9 protein-coding genes (1 of these 9 running past the window's edge) are annotated in these 24,504 nt (G+C 64.3%); 1 reads left to right on the forward strand and 8 read right to left on the reverse strand.

Features of this window, described 5'->3' with window-relative positions:
• From IFT99_RS18650 to IFT99_RS18685, 8 genes are all read right to left on the reverse strand, one after another.
• Nucleotides 1-5,718, reverse strand: partial view of a non-ribosomal peptide synthase/polyketide synthase gene (locus IFT99_RS18650; RefSeq protein ID WP_244657014.1) — the 5' end (the start) only. Its footprint begins 10,497 nt before the window's first position; 5,718 of the gene's 16,215 nt are visible here — the first part of the coding sequence; its start codon is at nt 5,716-5,718; its stop codon lies off the left edge, out of view.
• A complete protein-coding gene (locus tag IFT99_RS18655; protein ID WP_197986035.1) occupies nt 5,718-15,452 on the reverse strand; it encodes a non-ribosomal peptide synthetase in 9,735 nt (3,244 codons plus the stop codon). Before IFT99_RS18655 ends, IFT99_RS18650 begins: the two co-directional genes overlap by 1 nt.
• Nucleotides 15,453-15,581: 129 nt before the next feature.
• Entirely contained in the window at nt 15,582-16,928 is a 1,347-nt protein-coding gene (locus IFT99_RS18660; RefSeq protein ID WP_192134214.1) for a lysine N(6)-hydroxylase/L-ornithine N(5)-oxygenase family protein, read from the reverse strand.
• Nucleotides 16,929-17,092: 164 nt separating this feature from the next.
• The gene (locus IFT99_RS18665; RefSeq protein ID WP_192134216.1) at nt 17,093-18,787 is read right to left on the reverse strand and encodes a multidrug ABC transporter permease/ATP-binding protein; all 1,695 of its coding nucleotides are present in this window, start codon (nt 18,785-18,787) and stop codon (nt 17,093-17,095) included.
• A gap of 45 nt (nt 18,788-18,832) precedes the next feature.
• The gene (locus tag IFT99_RS18670; RefSeq protein ID WP_167355800.1) at nt 18,833-19,384 is read right to left on the reverse strand and encodes a sigma-70 family RNA polymerase sigma factor; all 552 of its coding nucleotides are present in this window, start codon (nt 19,382-19,384) and stop codon (nt 18,833-18,835) included.
• A gap of 147 nt (nt 19,385-19,531) precedes the next feature.
• Nucleotides 19,532-20,110, reverse strand: a complete 579-nt coding sequence (locus IFT99_RS18675; protein WP_192134218.1) for an NUDIX domain-containing protein — start codon at nt 20,108-20,110, stop codon at nt 19,532-19,534.
• 496 nt (nt 20,111-20,606) lie between these two features.
• Nucleotides 20,607-21,533: a Gfo/Idh/MocA family protein gene (locus tag IFT99_RS18680; RefSeq protein ID WP_192134220.1), complete on the reverse strand. Its 927-nt coding sequence runs from the start codon at nt 21,531-21,533 to the stop codon at nt 20,607-20,609.
• Between the two features lie 66 nt (nt 21,534-21,599).
• Nucleotides 21,600-22,787 (reverse strand): XylR family transcriptional regulator, encoded by a 1,188-nt coding sequence (locus tag IFT99_RS18685; RefSeq protein WP_065989647.1) that lies wholly within the window; start codon nt 22,785-22,787, stop codon nt 21,600-21,602.
• 188 nt (nt 22,788-22,975) lie between these two features.
• Here IFT99_RS18685 and xylA point away from each other — a divergent pair, with 188 nt between their 5' ends.
• Nucleotides 22,976-24,292: a xylose isomerase gene (gene xylA, locus IFT99_RS18690; RefSeq protein WP_192134222.1), complete on the forward strand. Its 1,317-nt coding sequence runs from the start codon at nt 22,976-22,978 to the stop codon at nt 24,290-24,292.
• The last annotated feature ends 212 nt before the right edge of the window (nt 24,293-24,504 follow it).

Here is a 24,504-nt window from a genome sequence, read left to right on the forward strand (position 1 = left end):
GTTCTCGAACACCAGCAGGCTGTCGAACAGGTCACGACCGGCATGGCCCGCATAGCGCTGGGCCTCAAACAGTGGCGTGTGTTCGTGCTCGCGCAGCTCTAGATTGTGGGCTTGCAGGTCATTGAGCCAGTCGCCGACCTTCTGCTGCGCTTGCGGCGCCTGCACCAGCGGCAGGGTGTTGATGAACAGCCCGAGCATGCGTTCGATGCCCGGCACTTGCGCGGAACGACCGGACACGGTGGCGCCGAACGCCACCCGTTGCTGGCCGGTGTAGCGCTGCAACAGCAACACCCACACCGCCTGAATCAGCGTGTTGACGGTCACGCGCTGGCGGCGGGCGGCGCTGTTCAGCAGTTCGCTGTTCAGATCCATGGACGTGACCCGCACCTGGTTCGGCAACGGCTCGCCCGTGGCGGACGTCGGCGCGGTAAGGGCGGCTGCCATCATGGTCGGTTGGTCGAAACCGGCCAGGTGGGTCTGCCAGAAGGTCTTGCTGCCCTCGGCGTCGCGGCTCAGCAGCCATTCGACGTAGTCGCCGTAATGCCCGGCGGGCTGCGGGGTGGCGTCGGACATCGCCGCCTGAATCACTTCGCCCAGCACCGCCGCGCTGCTCCAGCCGTCCAGCAAAATGTGGTGGAAGGTCCAGACCAGTTTCCACAGCGTCTCGCTTTGGCGAACCAGCAGCACGCGCATCAGCGGCGCGGCGTGCAGGTCGAACGGGGTTTCGCGCTCGGTCGCCAGTACGTCGGCCAGTGCCTGATCGCTGCCGCCCGGTTCCAGTTCACGTAGATCCAGTTCGCGCACGACCAACGCCGCATCGCGACGAATCAGTTGCACCGGCTGTTCGCTGCCGGAGACGCGCAGGAACGCCGCACGCAGGATCGGATGACGCTGCACCGCCGCCGCCCACGCCGATTTAAAACGGGCCACCGGCAAGTGTTCGATGTCCAGAGCCACCTGGTTGATGTACAGATCGCGGGCGCTGTCGGGATCGACGACCTCGCTGCCGCTCAGCTCGGTGTGAAACAGCAGGCCTTGCTGCATCGGCGTCAGCGGGTACAGCTGTTCGATGTCCCATGCGGCGACCGGCAGTGCGTCGAGTTGTGCCTGAGTCAGAGCGAGTGCCGGGAAGTCCGACGGGGTGACCGCAGCGTGGCGGCGGCAGTGTTCGATCACCTCGTTCAGCGCTTCGCCGTAGGCGTCTAGCAAGCGTTGGATCGACGCCGATTCATGGCGCTCGCTGCTGAAACTGCAGGTCAGGCTGAACTGGCCGTCACGGATTTGCGCATCGATGGACAGCTCGCCATTGAGCGGCGCATCGGCGGCGCGCTGGGCACCGCTGCCCTCCTCGGCCAGATTGAAAAGCCTGCTGCTATTTTGCAGTCGCCCCATGTAATTGAACAGCACGCAGCCGTCCAGCGCCGGCAAGGCCTCGCCGCGCAGATGGCGCAACAGGCCGTAACCCAAGCCGCCGTGGGGCACAGCGCGCAGGGTTTCCTTGGTGTGTTTGAGGGCGACGTCGAGGTCGTCGTGGGCGTGCAGGCTGACCGGGTACAGGCTGGTGAACCAGCCGACGGTGCGCGCCGGGTCAACGCCGTCGAACAGGTCTTCGCGGCCGTGGCCTTCCAGGGCGATCATCGCCTGGGACTCGCCGCTCCAGCGCTTCATCGCGCGGACCAGCGCGGTCAGCAGCAGGTCGTTGATCTGCGTGCGATACGCCGCCGGCGCCTCGCTGATCAGCTTTTCGGTGCGAGCAGCGTCCAGTTGCAAATGCAGCTGGCGCACGTTGCTTTGTCGCGCCTCTCCCTTCGGATTGGCGCAGGGCAACGCAGGTGCTGACGGCAGATTGCGCCAGTATTCGGCTTCGGCCAGCACCGCGTCGCTGTAGGCGAAATCGAGCAGGCGGTTGGCCCAGCGCTGGAACGACGCGGTCTTGTCGCCGAGATCGATGGCGAGGCCGGCTTGGGCCTGGGTGTAGGCGTTTTGCAGGTCCTCCAGGAGGATGCGCCACGACACGCCATCCACCACCAAATGATGCACCACCAGCAACAGACGCTCGCCGCCTTCGGCCAGGGTGAAATGCACGGCGCGCAGCAACGGGCCGTCCCTCAGATCGAGGCTGGCCTGGGCTTCGTCGCAGTCTGGGGTCAGCTCGTTCAGGCTGGTTGTACGCTGCCAGATCAGGCCATCGGCGGTATTTTCGTCCGCGGAGTGCTCGGCGCGATAGCGTTGCTGCCACTGGCCGTTGTCCTGCTGCACAAAGCGCATCCGCAGGGCGTCGTGGTGGTTGAGCACGGCGTGAAGGGCTTGGGTCAGCGCCGGGAGGTCCAGCGCTTCGCTCGGGTTCAGCAGCAGCGACTGGTTCCAGTGGCTACGGTTGCGCATTGGCTGCTGGAAGAACCAGTGCTGAATCGGCGTCAGCGGTATGTCGCGGTTCAGCTCGATTCGCTCAACCGCGGGCGCATCCTGACTGACCACCTGGGCGACCTGGGCCAGTTCGGCGATGGTCTGGCGTTCGAACATCTGCCGAGGCGACAGCACGATGCCGGCCTTGCGGGCGCGGGAGATGATTTGCAGGCTGAGGATCGAGTCGCCACCGAGGGCAAAGAAGTTGTCTTGGCGACCGATTTGCGCGACGCCGAGCAGGTCTTGCCACAACGCCGCCAGCTGGGTTTCGACCCCGGCCAGCGGTGCTTCGAAAGCGCGCTGCTGGATCTGTGGGTCGGGCAGCGCCTTGCGGTCGAGCTTGCCGTTGGCCGACAGCGGCAAGCTGTCCAGCGTGACGAAGTGGGCCGGGACCATGTAGTCCGGCAGGCGTTGTTTCAGTTGAGTGCGAAGGTGTTCTTCGTCGAAATCGTCGGCCACCAGATAGCCCACCAGCTGCATCCCAGTGCTGAGTTCACGGGCGATAACCACTGCTTCGCTGACCGCGGGGTGATCCAGCAGCGCCGCTTCGATCTCGCCGATTTCCACGCGCAAGCCGCGCAGTTTGATCTGGTGATCGAGACGGCCGAGGTATTCCACCACGCCGTCGGCACGCCAGCGGGCCAGGTCGCCGGTGCGGTACAAACGCTCGCCACTGCCGAACGGACTGGCAACAAAACGCTCGGCGGTCAGCCCCGGACGCAGATGGTAACCGCGAGCCAAACCGTCGCCGCCGATGTACAGCTCGCCGGGCACGCCGACGGGTTGCGGGTTGAGGCGGCTGTCGAGGATGTGGATCTGCAGGTTGGCGATGGGGGCGCCGATGGGCACGGAAACGCCCGGCTCATCAGCGCACGTCCAGTGAGTCACGTCGATGGCCGCTTCGGTCGGGCCATACAGATTGAACAGGCCAGCATTTGGCAGGCGCTCAAGGGTTTCCCGCGCCAGATCGGCAGGCAAGGCTTCGCCGCTGCAGACGATGCGTTTCAGGGACGCACAGCCGGCGAGATCGTCCTGAGCCATGAAGGCACCGAGCATCGACGGGACGAAGTGCAGTGTGGTGATGCGCTGCTGTTGGATCAACGCTTTCAACAGCAGAGGATCGCGATGATCCCCGGGCTGAGCGACCACCAGACGCGCACCGACCATCAACGGCCAGAAGAACTCCCAGACTGACACGTCAAAACTGAACGGCGTTTTTTGCAATACCGCGTCCGAGGCGTCGAGTGCGTAAGCCTCTTGCATCCAGGCCAGACGGTTGAACAGTGCGGCATGGGTATTGCCGGCGCCCTTGGGTTTCCCCGTCGAACCGGAGGTGTAAATCATGTAGGCCAGCTGCTCGGGGTGCAGCTCTACAACTGGCGCTGTGACGGGATAATCCGCCAATCCCAGATGATCCAGATTCAGCACCCGCAGGCCTTCCACGACCGGCAAATCAGCGATCACCCCATCGTGGCTCAGCAGCAACCCGATCCCGGCGTCTTCCAGCATGTAGCGCAGACGATCTGCCGGGTACTCAGGGTCCAGTGGCACATACGCAGCACCCGCTTTGAGCACCGCATACAGCGCAACCACCATCTCAACCGATCGCAACGCCGCCACGCCCACCAGAGATTCCCTCCCCACGCCCTGTTCGCGCAGGTAATGGGCCAGCTGATTCGCACGCTGATCCAGTTCGCAATAACTCAACACCGCATCGCCAAAGCGCACAGCCTCCCGCTCGGGATGTGCCTGCGCCAGCCGCTCAAAATGCCGATGCACAAACGGCTCGGTATCAGACCAATCCCGCGCCGTGTCATTGACCACCGCCAACTGCGCGCGGTCCTCAACATCCAGCAACTCGAAGTCGCCAATCGCCGCATCCGGCCGCTCCAGCAACTCGGCAAACAGCTGCTCAAAACGCCCATGCAAACGCTCGATGCTGCCGTGATCAAACAGATCCGTAGCGTAATTCCAGTTCCCCGCCAGTTCCCCCGCCGCGTTTTCCCAGGTGTGCAGCGCCAGGTCGAACTGCGCGCTGCCGTTGTCGAGCGGCATCAGCGTGGCGTTGAGGCCGGGCATCAATTGCAGCGCTTCGTCCTGGCGTTGCTGATGGTTGTAGAGCACTTGAAACAGCGGGTTGTGGCTGAGGCTGCGTTCCGGCGCCAGGGCGTCCACCAGTTGCTCGAACGGCAGGTCCTGATGGGCTTGTGCGCCCTGGGAGGCCAGACGAACGTTGTCGATGATCTGGTTGAAACTGGCGTCGGCCTGCACGTCGCCGCGCAGAATCTGGGTGTTGACGAAGAAGCCGATCAGGCCCTCGGTTTCGGCGCGCTGACGGCCGGCAATGGGCACGCCAATGCGCAGATCGGTCTGGCCGCTCAGCCGTTGCAACAGCACTTGATAGGCCGCGAGCAGGACGGTAAATAGTGTCACGCCGCGCTGGCGGGCCAGTTCACGCATACGCCCGGACAGTGCCGAGTCGAAGCTGAACGGCAGGCGCGCCCCACGGAAACTCTGGCGCGCTGGACGTGGACGGTCGGCCGGCAATTCCAGCACCGGCGGCTCATCGCCCAGTTGCTGCTGCCAGTAGGCGAGTTGCCGATCACCCTCGCCGGCATCCAGGCAGGCGCGCTGCCACAGGGCGACGTCGGCGTAGCTCAGAGGCAGCGGTGGCAGTGAGTCAGTATCGTTTTGAACGGCAGCGCGATAGGCCTCGACGAAATCCAGCAGCAGCACTTGAATCGACCAACCGTCGGCGATGATGTGGTGCAGACAGACCAGCAGCACGTGATCGTCTGCGGCGCGTTCGATCAACGCCACGCGCCACAGCGGGCCCTGGGCCAGGTCAAACGGGCGTCGGGCGAAGGCGTCGGCCAGCGCCTGCACTTCGGCTTCGTCAGCCGCGCGCAAACGCTCGAATGGCAACGATTGACCAGGTTGAATCACCTGCTCCGGCGTGCCGTCTTCAGCGGTGGCGAACACCGTGCGCAGGCTGGCATGCCGCTCGGCCACGCGCTCGAACGCCGTTCCCACAGCCCCGACATTCAGCTCGCCCTTCAGGCGCAAGGCACCCGGCAGGTGATACGTGCTGTTGCCCGGTTCCAGTTGCTCCAGAAACCACAGACGCTGCTGGGAAAACGACGCCGGGCTGCGCTCGCCCGCCACACCCGGTGGCACCGGCAACGACGACGCATCCAGGCCCTGCTCGCGCAGCTTGTTCAAAAACACCCGACGCTGAGCGCTGCCAAGGCTGAGGAAACGCGCGGCCAGCGCCAGCAGCTTGCTCTGTGAAGTCATGCTCGGTTGCGACATCAGTTGCTTTCCTCCAGCTCATTCATTAACTCGTCCAAGGCATCGAGCCGGTCGAGTGTCAGGGTCTGCCCCTGCAAGGTGTCGATCAGCGCCGCCTGGGCGGCGACGGTGGTGGCTTCGAAGGCCTGGGCCAGCGGGATGCTCACCCCGAGGCGCTCGCGAATGCGCGACAGCAGCCGCGTCGCCAGCAACGAATGGCCGCCGAGTTCAAAGAAGTTGTCATGACGACCGACCTGCTCAACCTTCAGCAGGCTCTGCCAGAGTTCGGCGAGGACTTCCTCACGCTCGCCCTGTGGCGCTTCGAACACGCGCTCTTCCAGGCTCGGCGCCGGCAGTGCCTTGCGGTCGAGCTTGCCGTTGGCATTGCGCGGCATCTGTGGCAGCACAACGACGTGGGCCGGCACCATGAACGCCGGCAGGGTCTGCGCCAGCGCGCTTTTCAGCACGTCGCTGGACAATGCCTGCTGCGCCTCGGCGACCACATAGGCCACCAGTTGCGGGCCGTGGGCCGTCGGTAGCGCGCTGACCACGGCGTCGTGCACCCAGGGTTGCGCCAAGAGCAGGTTTTCGATTTCGCCCAGCTCGATGCGCTGGCCGCGGATCTTCACCTGGAAGTCCGCCCGGCCGACGTATTCCAGCGCGCCGTCGGCGTTCCAGCGGGCCAGGTCGCCGCTGCGATACAGCCGCGCACCGGTTTCGCCAAAGGGATCGGGCAGGAAGCGCTCGGCGGTCAGCCCTGGCCGCGCGGCATAGCCACGGCCGACGCCAACGCCGCCGATGTACAGCTCGCCCACCACACCGGGCGCGGCCAGTTGCAGGTTGGAATCCAGCACGTACAGGCCGTTGTTGTCGGTGGGCCGGCCAATCGGCATGTTGGCGTTGAGGGCGGGCGCGGCGGTCAGAGTGTGCAGCGCGACATCGTCGGCGCACTCCGCCGGACCGTAGGCGTTCACCAGCGGCACCTCGGGGTAGCGGGCAAACCAGCGCGCGGCGAGGTCGGTGGTCAGCGCTTCGCCGGTCGGCAGCAGCCAGCGCAGGGCATCGAGTCGCTGGGGCGCGACCGCGAGCATGGCGTCGATCACCGCCGGCACGCATTCCAGCACGCTGACCTGATTGGCCGCGACTGCCTCCAGCAGGCGTTGCGGGTCCTGGACCACGGCGTCCGGCAGAATCTCCACGCGCCCGCCGAACAGCGGCGCCGTGAGGAACTGCCACACGGAAATGTCGAAGCCGGTGGCGGCGGTCTGGGCAATGACATCGCCCTCGCCCAGCCGCAGATACGGCAGCTTGGACATCTGGTTGTTGAGCATGCCGCGCTGGTTAACCATCACCCCTTTCGGCTCGCCGGTGGAACCGGAGGTGTAGATGACGTAGGCCAGTTGCTCGGCCGTTGCGTAGCGGCCCGGGTTCTCGTCGGCGGACTCATCGGCGCCCGCCAGGACGTCCTCAAGCACCCGCACACGGGGCTTGCGTTCAGCCAGCGCGACAATCGCCTCGACCTGAGGCAGACACTCCCGCGGCGTCAGCAATACCGGCGCGGCGCTGCTGACCAGCATGCGCGCGCTGCGCCCGGCCGGGTGACGATCATCCAGCGCCAGATAGGCCGCACCGGCCTTGAACGCGCCGACGATCATGCTCAACAACGGCAGACCGCGGGGTGCGAAGAGCGCCACCACGTCGTCGCCCTGTACGCCCGCTGCGATGAGGCCGTGACCGATGCGGTTGGCCTGACGGTTCAGTTCGCGGTAGCTCAGGCGTTGACCCTGACAACGGGCCACTTCCTGGGCCGGATGGGCCAGCACCCGCGCCTCGAAACGCTCCAGGTAGCTGATGTTGTACCAGTGTTTTTGCACCGGGCCGAGCCCTTGGGCCAGCAGCTGCTCGCGCTCATTGTGCTCAAGAATCTGCAACTGGCTCAGGGTCTGCTGCGGGTTGTCGATCAACTGGGTCAGCAAGCGGCGGAAATGGCTGACCAGCGTGCCCATCTCGGCGTCGTTGAAGTGCCGGCTGTCGTAGGTCAACTGCAGTTGCAGGGATTTACCCGGCAGCAGCACCACGGTCAACGGGTAGTTGGTGTGAGTACGGTTGGCCAGCGGGTTGATGCGGTATTCGTTCACGGCCTGCTGCACCTCGGCGCCCAACGGAACGTTCTCGAAAACAAACAGGCTGTCGAACAGCGGCTGGCCGCGGGGGGTGTCGGCGAGCAGCTGAATGTCGGCCAGGGACAGGTGTTCGTGCTGGCGCATGTCGGCGTTCTGCCCCTGCAAGGCGTTGAGCAGCTCCAGCGCCGACGCGCCCATGCCCGGCCGGCGGATGCGCAGCGGCAAGGTGTTGATGAACAACCCCAGCGCGCCTTCGATGCCTTCCAGCTCGGTCGGACGACCGGCCACGGTGACACCGAACAGCACTTCGTCGCGGTCGGCATGGCGCATCAGCAACAAGGCCCAGGCGGCCTGCACGAAGGTGTTCGCCGTCAGACGATGCTGACGGGCTTGTTCGGCCAGTTTCGTCGTCTGCTCGACACCCAGGGCCAAGGTCACGTCGCGCATTTGCGAATCACCCTGAGGACTGTGGCGGTACGGCAGTGGCGTGACGTCGGTGAAGCCCGCCAATGCGTTGCGCCAGTAATCGCGGCTCACCGCTTCGTCCTGCTCGGCGAGCCAGGCGAGGAAGTCGCGGTACGGTCGCGCCGGCGGCAGGCTGACCTGACGGCCTTCGAGAAACGCGCGGTAATGGGTGAAGAATTCGGTGAGCATCAGACCCCGGCACCAGGCGTCGATCAGCGCGTGGTGGTGGCTCTGGACGATGCGGAAATCCGCCTCGCCGAACTTGATCAGGCGCAGGCGCAGCAACGGCGCCCGGGCGAAATCGAAGCCCTGCTCGCGCTCGCTTTTCAGCAGCTCATCCAGCTCGGCCTCGGCGGCGTCGCGGGGCAGATGGCTGAGGTCGATCAGTTGCACCGGCGACGGCACGCGGCGCATCACAATCTGACGCTGCACGCCGCTTTCCAGCCCATGAAACGCCGTGCGCAACGCCGGGTGTCGTTGCACCACTTGCTGCCAGGCGAATTTGAACGCCTCAAAATCCACGTGACTGCCGACGTCGTACTGATCCTGCATCAGGTAGATGCCGTTGCCCTGCTCCAGCAGGCTGTGCAGCAAAATGCCCTGCTGCATGGGCGCCAGCGGCAGGATGTCTTCGATCTCCCGCGCGGGGATGCCCAGCCCGTCGAGTTGCGTTTGATTCAACGCCGCCAGGGGGAAGTCCGACGGCGTCAGGCCGGCATTGGTTTCGTCGCTGCAATGGGCGATCAGCTGCAACAACTGCGCTTCATACAGCGCAACCAGTTGCCCAATGCTGTCGCGGCTGAAGCGTTCGCGGCTGAAGGTCCAGTCCAGCTGCAACTGGCCGTCGCGGACTTGGCCGTCCACCGCCAACGCATTGGCCAGCGGCCCTTGTGGGTCACGCAGATTGTTCGGCGTGCGGCTCGACAGGGCGAACAGCGCGCCCTCGCTGTCGTCGAAGCGTCCGAGGTAATTGAAGGTCACGCCCTGGCCGATCAGCTCAGGCAAATCCGCCCCAGCGATGTACTTCAGTATTCCGTAGCCGAGGCCTTTTTCCGGTACCGCGCGCACGGCTTCCTTGACCGCCTTGAGGGTGGCGACCGCGTCATCTGCGGCGTCCAGCGCCAGCGGGTACAGGCTGGTGAACCAGCCGACGCTGCGGCTCAGGTCCAGGGTGCCGGTGGCGTCTTCGCGGCCATGGCCTTCGAGGCTGATGACCTGGCGACGCCGACCGCTCCACTGCCACAGCGCCTGGGACAATGCCGCCAGCAGCAGGTCGTCGATGCGGGTGCGATACGCCGCCGGGGCTTCGCTGAGCAGGCGACGGGTGTTGTCTGCGTCGAGGGTCAGGTGCATTGTTTCGCTGTCGCCGACAAGGCTCTCTACCGAAGCATCGCCGGGCAGAGTGGCATCGGCGGCGTTCAGCCCTTGCCAGTGCGGCAATTGGTTTTGCAGCTCAGGGCTGCCCGCCAGGGTGTTCACCGACTGCGACCAGGCCTGGAAGCTGGCGGTTTTGTCGGCCAATGCCACGCTCTTTCCAGCCGCCAGTTGGCTGTACGCCAGTTGCAGGTCTTCCAGCAGCACCCGCCATGACACGCCGTCCACGGCCAGGTGATGGATGGCCAGCAGCAACCGCGCTTCACCCGACGGCAGGCGCGCATGCACTACCCGCAGCAGCGGACCGGTGTCGATGTTCAGGCTGCGCTGGGCTTCGTCGTTGAGCGAATCGAGGTCGTCTTCGCGGCTCAGTTCGCAGGTCCACAGCACGCGCTCGGCACTTTCGCTGTCGCGGTAACGCTGCTGCCACTGGCCTGCGTCGTTCTGATGGAAGCTCAGGCGCAGGCTGTCGTGGTGGGCCAGCACAGCGGCGAGGGCCTGCTGCAACAGCGCGGTGTCCAGCGCCTGGGGCACGTCGAGCAACAGCGACTGGTTCCAGTGCTGACGCTGGGCGATGGGCAGGCTGAAGAAGCGCGCCTGAATCGGCGTCAGGGCAAACTCGCGGGGCGCAATGGCCGCCGTGACGGGCGCAGCGGCAGGCTTGGCTTCGGCCACCGTGGCGACCTGGGCGAGTTCGGCGATGGTCTGTTTTTCGAACAGCTGCTTGGGCGTCAGGCGAATGCCCTGACGCCGCGCCCGGGCAATGATCTGCAGGCTGAGAATCGAGTCGCCCCCGAGGGTGAAGAAGTTGTCGTGACGGCCCACCGCTTCGACGTTCAACGCCGCTTGCCACAGTGCGGCGAGTGCGGCTTCGACCCCTTCGTGGGGCGCTTCGAAATCTTCCGATGTTGTGGTCGGCGACGGCAGCGCGCTGGCGTCGAGCTTGCCGTTGGCGGTCAACGGGAAAGCATCAAGGGTCAGGATATGGCTCGGCACCATGTAGTCCGGCAGGCTGTGGGCCAGTTGCGCGCGCAGCGCCTCGCCGTCCACTGTTGCACCACTCGCCACCAGCGCATAAGCGATCAATTGGCCGCGATCGTCGACGCGGACATGGGCGTCACGCACGCCGTCCAGCTGGCGCAGGCGCTGGGCGATTTCGCCCAGGGCCACGCGGTAGCCGCGCACCTTGACCTGGTCGTCGGCACGGCCGAGGAACTGAATCTGCCCGTTGGCCAGCAAGCGCGCGCGGTCACCGCTGCGGTAGAGCCGCGCGCCGCTGCCCCTCGGGTCCGGAATAAACGCCGCAGCGGTCATCGCCGGGCGCTGGTGATACCCGCGCGCCAGGCCCGGCCCGCCGATGTACAGCTCGCCGACGTCGCCCTGCACCACCGGTTGCAGATGGTCGTTGAGAATCAGCGCGATGGCGTTGGGCAGCGGCCGGCCGACGGGCACGCTGTCGCCCATCGACTCTTCAAACGCCTCATTACTCAGCACGCCCACGGTGGTCTCGGTCGGCCCATAGTGATTGATGACCCGGCAGCCGGGCTTCAAGCGGTTGACCTGGGCCACCAGCTCCCACGGCAGCGCATCGCCGCCGAGGATCAGCGCGTGTTCGGGCAGCACATCGGCGGCATTCGTCGCCTGCAACAGGCCGTTCAAATGGGTCGGCACGATCTTCAGCACGCCCACCCTGTGCTCGGCCATGTAGGCGGCGAAGCGGTCGGCGTCGTTGGTGCGGTCGGGGCTGATCAGGTGCAGCGAACGCGCCGAGCACAGCGCGCCGAACAGCACGGTGTGGCCCAGGTCGGCGCCGACGGTAGAGACCATCGCCATGCTTGCTTCGGGCGCCAGATCGAGACGGGCGAGCAAGCCCTGGACGTAATCGGCCAGGGCGCCGTGGCTGATGACAACGCCTTTCGGCGTGCCGCTGGTGCCGGAGGTGTAGATCAGGTACGCGGCCTGATCGGCGTTTACGGGTACATCCAGTGTTGTCGCCGGTAGCGAACGCCACGCAGCGTCGGCACCCACGCTGATGACGTCGCCATGGAAGTCACCCGGCGCCGCCACGTCACTGATCAACCCGCTTGCGCCGCTGTCGGCCAGGACAAACGCCTGACGCTCGGCCGGCCATTTCGGGTCCATCGGCACAAAAGCGGCGCCGCTCTTGAGCACCGCCAGCAGGCTCACGACGAACTCCAGGGAACGCTCCAGCAGAATACCCACGCGGCTTTCCGCGCCCACCCCGGCCTGGCGCAAATGCTGCGCCAGTTGATTGGCCTGGGCGTCGACCTCGGCAAAACCGGCGCTGCGCTGTTCGTCTTGCAGGGCCAGACGATTCGGTTGTGCGCGCACGCTGGCGTCCCACAGGCTCAGGACATCGGTGGCCGGGAACGTCACGGATTCGGCAGCGATGCAGGAAGGTTCGGCACCGATCTGCAAATCAGCCAGACGCACCTGCGGTTGCGCCACCACTTGCGCGCAGATCCGCAGCAGGTCACCGGCGAGACCGGCGATACGCGGTTCGTCGAACAGGTCGCACGCATAGGTGAACACCGCCTGAATGCCGTCGGCGTCGTCGGTGATGTCCAGGCCTAAATCGAAGTGCGCCGAGTAGTCGTCGAGCTGATTGACGTCCATGCGCACGCCGGCCATTTCAACGTTCTGCGGCAGCGGGAACTGCTGGGTGAATTTCACCTGACACAGCGGGTTGTGGCTGAGGTTGCGCGACACGCCGAGGGCTTCGACCAGTTGCTCGAATGGCAGGTCCTGATGGTGTTGCGCACCCAGCGCGGTGTGGCGCACGGCGTCGATCAGCGTGCTGAACGACTGCTGCGGCGACACCTCGCTGCGCAGCACCAGGGTATTGACGAACAGGCCGATCAGGCCTTCGGATTCGGTGCAGGTCCGCCCCGCCACCGGCACGCCGACGCGCAGATCGGTATGGCTGCTGTAACGCTGCAACAGGGTTTTGTAGGCGCCGAGCATGACCATGAACAGGGTCGCGCCGTGACGGCTGGCGAGGTCGCGCAGGCCCTGGCTCAAGTCGCGGTCAAGGGCGATGGCGTAACGGGCGCCGCGATGGCTTTGTTGCGCCGGACGCGGGCGATCGGCCGGCAGATTCAAAACGGTCTGGGCATCACCCAATTGCTCACGCCAGTAGGCCAGTTGACGCTGGCCTTCCCCACCGGCCAGACGCGCGCGCTGCCAGGCGGCGAAGTCGGCGTATTGAACCGGCAGAGGCGGCAACGTCGGTTGTGCCCCCTTTGCATGGGCGCTGTACAGCGCAGCGAATTCCTTGAGCATGACCTGCACCGACCAGCCGTCGGCAATGATGTGGTGCAACACCAGCACCAATTGCTGCCGGTCCGGTGCCAACCGCACATTGAGCACCCGCCACAGCGGACCTTTCTGCAAATCCATTGGCTGCTCGACGGCCGCTCTGGCCAGTTCGCTCAAGGCGGCTGCCGGGTCGGTGTCCTCGCTCAGGTAATGGCGTTCGACCAGCACCGGGACCGGCGCGTGGATGCGCTGCACCAGCTTTTCGTTGGCGTCGATGGCGAAGGTGGTGCGCAGGCTTTCGTGGCGGGCGGCCAGGTCGTCAAGGCTGCGTTGCAGCGCGGCATCATCCAGCGCGCCGTTGAGACTCAGCTGACCGCACAGGTGATAGGCGCTGCTGTCCGGCTCCAGTTGCGCGAGGAACCACAGGCGCTGCTGGGCGAAGGATTGCTCGGGATCGCTGTCACGGGAAATGCGCGGCACGCCCGCAGAGGCTTCGGCACTGCGGTCATGGGTGGAGAGGTGCGCGGCGACGTGGGCGTTGAAGGCGCCAAGGGTCGGATGTTCGAACAGGTGGGCGGGCTCAAGTTTCAGGCCCAACTCGCTGTTCAGACGGGACAGCACTTGCACCACGCCCACCGAATCACCGCCACGGGCAAAGAAGTGATCGGCAGCGATCAGGTCGCTTTTGCCGAGGACTTCCTGCCACGCGGCCCGCACTTCCGACAGCAAAGGCGAAGCCTCAACCGAGACGTCCGTGCTGTCAGCATCGAGCAAGCGCCCGTCCTGCCAGATCGCGAAGCTGTCGAGGCTGCCGTTCTGCCAGCCACTGCGGCAGGCGGAACGCTGCAGCTTGCCACTGGTGGTGCGCGGCAGTGCGCCCGGCTCCAGCAGCACGATGACTTTGGGCGCCACCAGAAACAGCTCGGACACGGCGTCGCGCACCGCATCGCAGATCATCGGCGGCTTCATCAGGCGGCGCACGTTGCGGCTGATCTCCAGGGCCAGGCCGACGCCTTCGACGCCCTGCTCGTCCGTCACTGGAAACGCCGCGATGCGCCCGCGACGCAGCAGCTCGACGCTCTTCTCCAGCGCCTGCTCGATGTCCTGGGGGTAGAGGTTCTGGCCGTTGAGGATGATCAAATCCTTCAAGCGACCGGTGATGAACAGCTCGTTGTCGCTGGCGATACCCAGATCGCCGCTGCGCAACCAGCGCTGGCCGTCTTCCTCGACGAAGGTCTGCGCGGTGGCTTCGGCGTTCTGCCAGTAGCCCTGGGCGACACTCGGCCCGGTAATCCAGATTTCGCCGACGTGACCCGGCGCGAGGGGCTGCAGCGTGGCCGGATCGACAATGCGCAGGTCATGATCGGGCCGGCACCAGCCGCACCCTGGCAGACGACTTTTGGTGTTCTGATTGGCGAACACCGCCTCAGCGGCATCCCCGGCCGCCAGTTGACTGCCGTCGAAAGGCTTGATGCCGAACGGCCTGTCGCGCTCGGCGGCGCTGACATACAGGGTCGCTTCGGCCAGCCCGTAGCTCGGCGTCAGGGCGCGACGGTTGAAACCGGCTGGCTCAAAATGTTCGCTGAAGGCATCCAGCGTGGCGATGCGGATCGGCTCGGAGCCGGAAAACGCCAGGCTCCAGCGATCCAGCACCAGGCCTTTCACGGCGGCGGGCTTGATGCGCTCGACGCACAGGCGATAGGCGAAATCCGGGCCACCGGAGAAAGTCCCGCCGTACTGACTCATTGCTTCCAGCCAGCGCGCCGGCCGGCCGAGGAAATAGTTCGGCGACATCATTGTCAGGGTGCCGCCGTAGTACAGCGGCAACAGCAGGCCGCACATCAACCCCATGTCGTGGTAAAGCGGCAGCCAGCTGACCCAGCTTTCCGATGCGGCGTCCGAAATGAAGTGCCGGGCCATGGCGATTTCGTTGGCCATGAGATTGTCGTGGGAGACCATCACGCCTTTCGGTGCGCTGGTGGAGCCCGAGGTGTATTGCAGGAAGGCCAGCGACGCGGTGTCGATCAGCGGCGCCTGAAACCCTGCGTGGCCGTCGGCGATTTCTTCCACTGCAGCGAAACGCCCGCCAGCGGGCATAAAGGGTTGCAACAGGTGTTGGAACTTGTCCAGGTCTTCCCGGCGCCCGAGGACCATCTGCGGTGCGGCGTCGTGAAGGATGCCGGTGAGACGGTCGAGGTGGGTCTGGCGGTTGTACTCCGGAGCGAAGGCCGGCACCGCGATGACCCGGGCGTACAAACAGCCGAGGAACGCCGCCGCGTAATCGGCGCCGGTCGGCAGGATCAGCACGCATCGCTCGCCGCCCTGCACGCCGAGGTGCTGCTGAAGGCAGGCGGCAATCGAACGCGCCCTGGCATCCAGCTGGGCGTAGGTGGTCAGCAGTGGCGCCTGGTCCTCGTGGACGATGTGTCGAAGGGCAATCCGGTCCGGCTGGGTCTGCGCATAAAAGCCCACCAGTTCGGGAAAATGCGCGGCCTGATCTCGTATGGATTTCATTCTTTCACCTGTTTGTATCGGCAAGGCTCAACCCGCAGGCCGCGCAACGGCGGCCCACAACGTTGTGAGAAAAGAGTGGGTGGCCGCTGACGACCACCGTTGTGACGGGCTTTGTTTGAAGGCCCGGGCTTAGCGCGCGAGTTTCAGGGCCACGCGGGGCTCGGCCTGGGCCTGCAACGACCCATGGGCAGAGCGCGCCGAACACGGTTGCTGCTGATCGCCGAAGATCGATTCGACGACCTCCTGGGAACGGATCGCCAGCACCGACAACAGCGTGTCGCTCAAGCCGTGGCTGTCTTCGCAGCAACCCTGCAGGAAGATGCCCGCTTCGCTGCCGGGGGTCAGGGGCAAACGGTAGTGCCGGTCGACGTTGGCGCCCTCGATGTATTGCTGAATGCCCGAGAGCAGCTCCAGGTGATAGTCGCGGCGGTAGCCGGTGGCGAGCACGACAACGTCGAAGGACTCGCTGTGCATCTGGTCATGGGGCGCATCGCGCAGGAACAGCTCAATGCCGTCGGCGGCCACTTCGGCGTGGACCACTTCACGGTTGGTGAGCATGCGGTGACGCTCTTCGCCGCGCACCTTTTGCTGGTACATGCGCTGGAAAATCGTCTCGATCAGATCGGTGTCGACCACCGAATAGTTGGTGTTGCGGAACTCGTCGAACAGCGCGACGCGACGCTCCTGACTGTGGTTGAAAATAGTGTCGGTGAACGACGGGTTGAAGATCTGATTGACGAAGGGGCTGTCATCGGACGGCTTCAGCGCGCTGCCGCGAATCACCAAAGTGGCCTCGACGTTGTCGAAACGCGAGGCCAGGTCTTCGAAGATTTCCGCTGCGCTCTGACCGCCGCCGACCACCGCCACGCGCACCGGGCCGGGGCGATTGGCGAGGAGTTTTTCGATGCCGCCGCGGTAGCCGGCAGAGTGCAGCACGCGGGCATCTTCCAGACCGTCGAAGGCCACTGGCGCCTGGGGAATGCCGCCGATGCCGAACACCAGATTGCGCGCGCGACGGCGGGAGATTTCGCCGTGCTCATCGCGGGACAACACGTCCATGGCGACGAAGCGGCCGTCTTCGAAATGCGGTTCCACCGACATCACTTCGGCACCGTAATGGGCCTGTTCGTTGAAATGCGAGGCGGCCCAAGTCAGGTAATCGGTGTATTCCTCGCGGGTCGGGAAGAAGGTCTTCAGGTTGATGAAGTCCTGCAGGCGGCCGCGCTCGTTGAGGTAGTTGACGAAGGTGAAACGGCTGGCCGGATTGCGCAGGGTCACCAGGTCCTTGAGAAAGGAAATCTGCATGGTGGAACCGTCGATCAGCATGCCTTCGTGCCAGTTGAACGCCGGCTTTTTCTCGAGGAAACACACGTGGGGCGCCAGACCGCTGCGCTGGGCATGCTCCTGGGTGGCAATGGCCAAAGCCAGGTTCGACGGGCCGAAACCGATGCCGATGAAGTCGTAGACGAGTTCCATGCTTCCCTCTCGTAAGGCGCGACGCGCGATCGACTCCGGCAAGCCGCGCGACAAAATCGCTGGCGCCGGATGGCAGTTCACGCGCATCAAAAATGTTTAAGACTGATTCTCATTAACATGACGACTGAGGCTGACGGCTGTTTAGTCGCAGTCGCAGAAAATTCTTACAACGCCTCTACTGTCTTCATCTGGTAGGCAGCGCCAATCTCTTCCACCGCGTCGCGGCTGGCGTTTTCCCGGCGATCACCCTGCAGTTCGCTGAGCTGCCCGGACTCCATCTTCACCAGGCGGTCGGCCAGGTCGAAATACTGGTCGTCGTGGCTGATGGCGAACACCGTCACGCCGGCTTTTTTGAACATCGGCAGCAGCTCGCGGTAGAAGAAGCGGCGGAACAACGGGTCCTGATCGGCGGCCCATTCGTCCAGCAGCAGGATGTCGCGCTTCTCCAGCAGCGCCAGCATCAGCGCCAGACGCTTGCGCTGACCTTGGGAAAAACGCGTGTCGAGCAAGTGCCCGTCGGCGAGCTGCACCTTGTGCTTCATGTGCAGTTTCTCCAGCCAGTGCTCGACGTCAGCGACTTCAGCGTTCTGCCCATCGGCGCCGAGCAATTGAGCGAAAAGATGGAAGTCGGTGAACACGCTGGCGAACAGCTGACGATAGGCCAGCCAGTCGTCCGAGCCGATGACCTGGCCGTCGATCAGGATCGCCCCCGCCGACGGTCGATACAAACCGCTGAGCAAGCGCGCCAGGCTGGATTTGCCGCTGCCGTTGCCACCCATGAGGAACACCGTTTCGCCCCGGCGCAGGGTCAGGTTGACCGGGCCGACATCGAAACCGGGCTCGTCACCCTGGGGCGCATAGTGGTATTCAACGTCACGCAGTTCGAGGGTTTGCCAGTGGCCGGCGATGTGGCTCGGGGCGACGTCAAAGCTTTCGTGGTGCTCGGCCAGGGCCAGGGACTCGACTTTATCCAGCGCCACGCGCCCGGAGATCTGCGCCGGAATCGCTGCCACCGCCAGCACCAGCGGCGTGCGCATGAACAGCACGGTCAGCGCGTAGGTCGCCGCCACTTCCGTCGGCGCCCAGCCCAGGCCGTTGGCCAGGTAAAACGCCAGGCCAATGGTGCCGAGGACCATGATGTTGGCCCAGTTGCTGGCCAGGCCGTGATAACGATCGGCCAGGGTGAAATGCTCGCGGTAGCGCTGGGCGGCGACGTCGAAGGTTTCCTCGTACAGCCGGCGCGCGCGGTCGCGGTTGAGGGTCAGCTCCTTGCGCCCGTCGATCACCCCTTGATAGCTCTGATAGAGCTTGTCTTCGGACTCACGCAGCGCGCGGATGTGGGCGTTGAGCTTACCCACCAGCAGCCAGCCCACCCCCAACGTGAAAGCCATCCAGCACAAGGTGGTGATGAACAGCGACGGCGACAGCCAGGCCAGGTAACTGAACGACGCGATGCTGAGCACCGAGCCGTAGATCAGGTCCGGCAGCTGCACGAAGGCCATGGTCACCGCGCGAATGTCGCTGGACAGGCTGGCAAAAATCTTCGCCCCGCCGATGGATTCGATGCGCTCGATGTTGGTGTCCAGCAGGCGCTTGACCATCACCCGGCGCAGGCCGTAGACGAACCGGTGACCCAGGGCGGTCAGCGACAACGACGCCCCGGACGCCAGCGCCAGCAGCACGGCGAGCATCAGGCCAAACTGCCACAGCGCGGTGCCGAGGCCTTCGTGGCTGCTGATCATGCGTTGGTTGACGAAGGCAATCACGCCGACGCTCAACAGCCCGCTGCTGACGCTCAGCAGCAGCACCATCGCAAGCGGCCAGCGGTATTGCTGGAAGACCAGACGAACTAATTTCATGGATGACTCCGGGCAGTGAAAACGGGGGACATGGCGCGGCGGTGGCTAGAGCTCGCCGAGCCGCGCGCGGCAGTGAGACAAGGTGTCGCGCAGGAGGAAGTTGACCATCGTCGGCGAGGTGCCGATGACCTTGGCCACGTCGCGCTGGGTGTAGCCCTGGATCTGGCTGAGGTCGAAGACGATGCGCATGCGCTTGGGCAGTTCGTTGAGCGCCCCGACCAGCTGATCCAGTGACTCGCGACCGGCCAGCACACGTTCGGGGGACACCTCGAAACGTATCTGCTCTTCATGCTCGGCTTCGGCGCCGTGGTTGCGTTCAAGACGCTGGCGGCGAAGACGGTCGATGGACAGATTGCGCACGACGCGAAACATGTAGCGCGCCGGTTCCGCAGACGCCAGGTCGCTTTCGAGCATCTTCACGAAAGCGTCCTGGACCACGTCCTCGGCGCGGGCGCGACAGCCAAGGAATTTTGCCGCCAGGCGCATCAGCGCCTCGCGGTGGGTGTTGTAGGTGCCCATCAGCGCCTCGAGGCGCGGGTCTCTCGCGCCACGGGTGGCGCCAACACACGGTGAGCCGAGCCGGGTGGGCTGGCTCATTGCAGGGCGAAAATCCATCTTGTTCGACATCCCTGGTAACAAAGGAACGCGAAGGATAACGCAAACGATTCTCATTGCAACGTAAGAAAGTTTACCGATTGGTGAAACTTTCTCGCCGCACCCTGAGTCGTTTCGGCCCTGCAATCCTCATTTCATAAGGCGCAGCTCCAGGTATTGCAGGAGCATGATGGTCTTGCCGTCATTGATTTCACCGCTTTCCACCATGGCGATGGCCCGCTCGAAGTTCAGCTCCAGCACCTCGATGTCTTCGCCCTCCTCTTCCAGTCCGCCGCCGTCGCTGACTCGATCGTCGGGCTGGTATTCGCCGATGAAAAAGTGAATGCGCTCGGTCACTGAACCGGGGCTCATGAAGGCATCGAAGATTTTCTTCACCGAGCGCACGACGTAGCCGGTCTCTTCCTCGGCTTCCAGGCGAATGCGCTCTTCGGGGCTGGCGTTGTCCAGCAACCCTGCTGCCGCTTCAATCAAATAACCGCTGTGACCGTTGACGAAGGCCGGCATGCGGAACCGGCGGGTCAGCACCACGGTCCGGCGTTCGAGGTTGTACAACAGAATCGTCGCGCCATTGCCCCGGTCGTACACCTCGCGGGTCTGCGACTGCCAACTGCCGTCGCGGCGTTGCAGCTCGAAGCTGTATTTCTTGAGCACGTACCAGTTGTCAGAGAGGAGTTGTTCATCGGTGAGGCGGATGGGGGTGGAAGGCATGGTGGTCCTTATGGGTAGGGAGTGGTTGGATTTGGCTCATTGAGTTGGCGCAGCTGCAGGGATTTAAGCAACGACACGGAATTGTGAAAGTGACACGGATTTTGTGGGGGCGAGGTTGCTCGCGAAGAGGCCGAGGCATCCGTTACATCTCTGGCGCCTGAAATGCCGCCTTCGTGAGCAAGCTCACTCCCACATTGCCTACATGTGCCACTTCATCTGCGTTCCTGGCAAAACCCCGAACTATTGTTTCCATCGATTGCCAACATAGTCACGAACGCCGTTCAGTTTGCCTGTGCAAATCCGGATGATGGCGACACTGATTAACCAGACAAGGATTTGCCCGCAATGTCCATCAACATGACCATTCTGTTGGCCCTCATCGTTTCGTTTTCCATCGCCCTGGTCGGCGTGGTGCATATCTGACACTGGCTGCAGATACGCATTAGGCGCCGAAGCCCGGTCCGGCACACCAGATCGGGCCATCGATCGTCACTTTTTACTCGTGAAACGCCGCTACCGTCTCCTTACTGCCGACAAAAAAACTGTCGGCGACGATGCGCAGCGGCTGCAGATCCAGGTCGCTCTTGCCCCCGTCGATCAGGCGCGCGAAGTGCCCGTACATCGCCGGGTACTCGCCCTCCTCCGATACGGCCTGCGTCACGCCGTCGATGCTGACCTGCGCGCCGCCCGCGTCCAGACGCATCACGCCCTCGTCGCATTGCAGCTCGATTCTCCACTGCTCGTTGACGCTGTGATCGAAATCCAGTTCGGCAATCACCTGCACGTTCTCACCGGAGCGCATCTGCAACGACGCCGCAATCGGCGACTGGCAGTTGCTCGGCACGCTGAGGTTCGCCGATTCGACGAACAGCGCGCGGGGCAGCAGTTCGGTGACGATCGACAACGCGTTGATCCCCGGATCGAACACGCCCAGCCCGCCCGCCTGCCAGATCCACGCCTGGCCCGGGTGCCATTTGCGCACCTGCTCTTTCCAGTCGATCCGCACCTGTTTGAGGGTCTTGCCTTCAAGCCATTGCACCGCGTTGCCCACGCCCGGGGCGAAACGTGAATGCCAGGCGAACAGCCCGCTGACGCCCGCTGCATTGACCCCGTGGATCAGGGCAAGGGCTTCACCGAGGGTCGAGCACGGCGGTTTTTCCACCAGCACGTGTTTGCCGGCTTTCAGCGCCTGTTCAACCAGCGCAAAACGCCCTTGGGGCGGCGTGCAAAAGGCGATGGCGTCCACCGCCGGTCCTTCGGCCAGCAGTTCAGCCAGGGAGCTGAAATTGGGCACGCCCGGGCAGTGCTGGCCCAGCGTCGCCACAGCCACCAGCTCAAAGCGGTCACTGCCGTGGATCGCCGGCACATGCTGGTCCTGGGCGATCTTGCCGTAACCCACCAGCCCTAAACGAATCGGATGCATCGATGACTCCTGTGATGTTGTCGTTGTTATGACAGACGCGCCCCAAACGAGACGCGCTAAAGCAATTCAATGAAGCGGTGCTGCCTCGCCCTGCTGGTATTCGCGAGGGGTGCAGCCGAACTCCCGGCGGAACACGGTGTGCAGGTATTGCGCGGACTTGAAGCCGCAGTTTTGCGCGATGTCGGCGATGGCCGAGTCACCGTGTTTCAGCCCTGAAGCGGCGGCAGTCAGTTTGAAGCTCAGAATCTCGTCATGCACGCTGCAGCCGCGTTCCTTGCGAAAGTGTGATTCCAGGGAAGAACGGGAAATGCCGACGTAGCCCGCGACCTGGGCGGTCTTGATGCCCTGGCACGCGTACTGGCGAATGAAATGCAGCGCCTGCATGACGTAAGGGTTCCCCAGCGGCTGATGCAGGCTGGAGGCCTGAACGTTGATGGCCTCGGGGGGCACCAGAATCTGGCGAGCGGTCGAGGGCATGCCGTGGAGCATCTGGTGCAGCAACTGCGCCGCCGTGCGCCCCATCAGCTGGGTGCCTTGCGTCACCGAACTGAGCGGCACCCGCGTCAGGGTGCGGGTCAGCGGGTCGTTGTCGATGCCGATCAGCGCCACCTGCTCGGGCACCGCAATGCCGGCCGTCAGACACGCTTGCAGCAACTGCCGGGCGCGGGCGTCGCTGACGGCGATGATGCCAATGGGTTTGGGCAGGCTTTGCAGCCAGGTGATCTGCTGTTCGACGGCGCTGTCCCACAACGGCGCGCTGGTGCTCAGACCGCGATAGACCTCGCCGTACAGACCGTCACGCTGCAACAGCCGGCGAAAGGCTTTCTCACGCTCCTGGGCCCAGCGATTGCTCTGGGCTTCCGGCAGGCTGAAACAGGCGAAGCGCGTCAGACCCGCCTCGATCAGGTGCTCGTAGGCCAGCTTGATCAGGGCGAAGTTGTCGGTGGCCACGTAGGGAATGTGCTTCGGGTAGGCCCGCTCGTCCTCGTAGGAACCGCCCACGGCCACCACCGGCAAGGTGCTGCCGGCCAGCGCCTCGCCGATCAGCGGATCGTCGAAGTCGGCAATGATGCCGTCGCCCTGCCAGCGCTCGATGCCCTTCAGGCGGCAGAGAAAGTCCTCTTCCAGAAACAGATCCCAGGTCGCGCGGGTGCTGCTCAGGTAATTGCCGATGCCGGTGATGATGCCGCGGTCGTAGATCTTGCCGCCGTTGAACAACAGCGCGATGCGGTGAGCGGGCGGGACGGTTTTCATTATTGTTCCCCGGGCCTGTGAAGCGAGTCGGCACAGACTAGGCCTGCGCCGGGGGAATCTCAATACTCAAAATCGAACACCGAGTTGGTGATTTTCGCAATCGGCGCGGACGGGGCCGTTGCTAGTATCGGCACACAGGCAATCACACATCGCCCGTCAACGCTGGCAAGAATAATAAGGAAACCCCGATGCCCTGCTTCCCCGATGTCGACACCATTCGCTACGAAGGCCCCGGCAGCGAGTCGCCCCTCGCCTTCCGCCATTACGACGCCAACAAGATCATCCTCGGCAAGCCCATGCGCGAACACCTGCGCATGGCCGCCTGCTACTGGCACACCTTCGTCTGGCCCGGCGCTGATATGTTCGGCGTCGGCACCTTCAAGCGGCCATGGGTCAAACCGGGGGACGCCATGGAGCTGGCGCGCTTGAAGGCCGATGCAGCATTCGAATTCTTCTCCAAGCTGGGCATCGACTACTACAGTTTCCACGACACCGACGTCGCCCCCGAAGGCGCCAGTCTGAAAGAGTACAGCCGCAACTTCGCGCAGATGGTCGACGAACTCGAACGCCATCAGGAACGGAGCGGCATTCAGCTGCTGTGGGGCACCGCCAATTGCTTCAGCAACCCGCGCTTCGCCGCCGGCGCTGCGAGTAATCCGGACCCGGAAGTGTTCGCCTTTGCCGCCGCTCAGGTGTTCAGCGCGATGAACGCGACCCATCGGCTCAAGGGCTCGAACTACGTGCTGTGGGGTGGCCGCGAGGGTTACGAGACGCTGCTCAATACCGACCTTGCGCGCGAGCGCGAGCAACTGGGCCGCTTCATGGCCATGGTGGTCGAGCACAAACACAAGATCGGTTTTACCGGCGACCTGCTGATCGAGCCCAAACCCCAGGAGCCGACCAAGCACCAGTACGATTACGACACGGCCACGGTGTTCGGCTTTCTGCAACAGTTCGGCCTGGAGAAAGAGATCAAGGTCAATATCGAGGCCAACCACGCCACCCTCGCCGGCCACAGTTTTCACCATGAAATCGCCACCGCGGCGTCCCTCGGCATCTTCGGCAGCATCGACGCCAACCGCGGTGATCCGCAGAACGGCTGGGACACCGATCAGTTCCCCAACAGCGTCGAAGAGCTGACCCTGGCCACCTACGAAATTCTCAAGGCCGGCGGTTTCAAGAACGGCGGCTACAATTTCGATTCGAAAGTGCGCCGGCAGAGCCTGGACGAAATCGATCTGTTCTACGGCCACGTCGCGGCCATGGACGTCCTCGCGCTGTCGCTGGAACGGGCTGCTGCGATGATTCAGGACGATAAGCTGCAAGCGTTCAAGGACCAGCGCTACGCCGGCTGGGACCAACCGTTCGGGCGCGCCGTGCTGTCGGGGGATTTCAGCCTGGATTCTCTGGCGCAGCACGCCATGGACAACGAACTTAACCCGCAGGCCGGGAGCGGCCGCCAGGAAATGCTCGAAGGCGTGGTGAACCGGTTTATCTATCCCTGACAGCAGGCGCCCGCGATTCCCATGCAGGACCGGCGAGGTCATCACCAAATCCGCTGGATGGACGCGATGCTTTTCGTAGGACCGGCTTTAGCCGGGAAGAGGCCAATGCGTGCAACATTCATCTTGCGGTGTGACGCCAACAGCTTCCCGGCTAAAGCCGGTCCTACAGTCGAGGTCAACGCCAAATCCGCGGGCTGGACGCGGTGGTTTTC

The organism is Pseudomonas sp. CFBP 8772 (genome assembly GCF_014841665.1).
In the GTDB taxonomy this organism is placed as follows: Bacteria; Pseudomonadota; Gammaproteobacteria; order Pseudomonadales; family Pseudomonadaceae; genus Aquipseudomonas; species Aquipseudomonas graminis_B.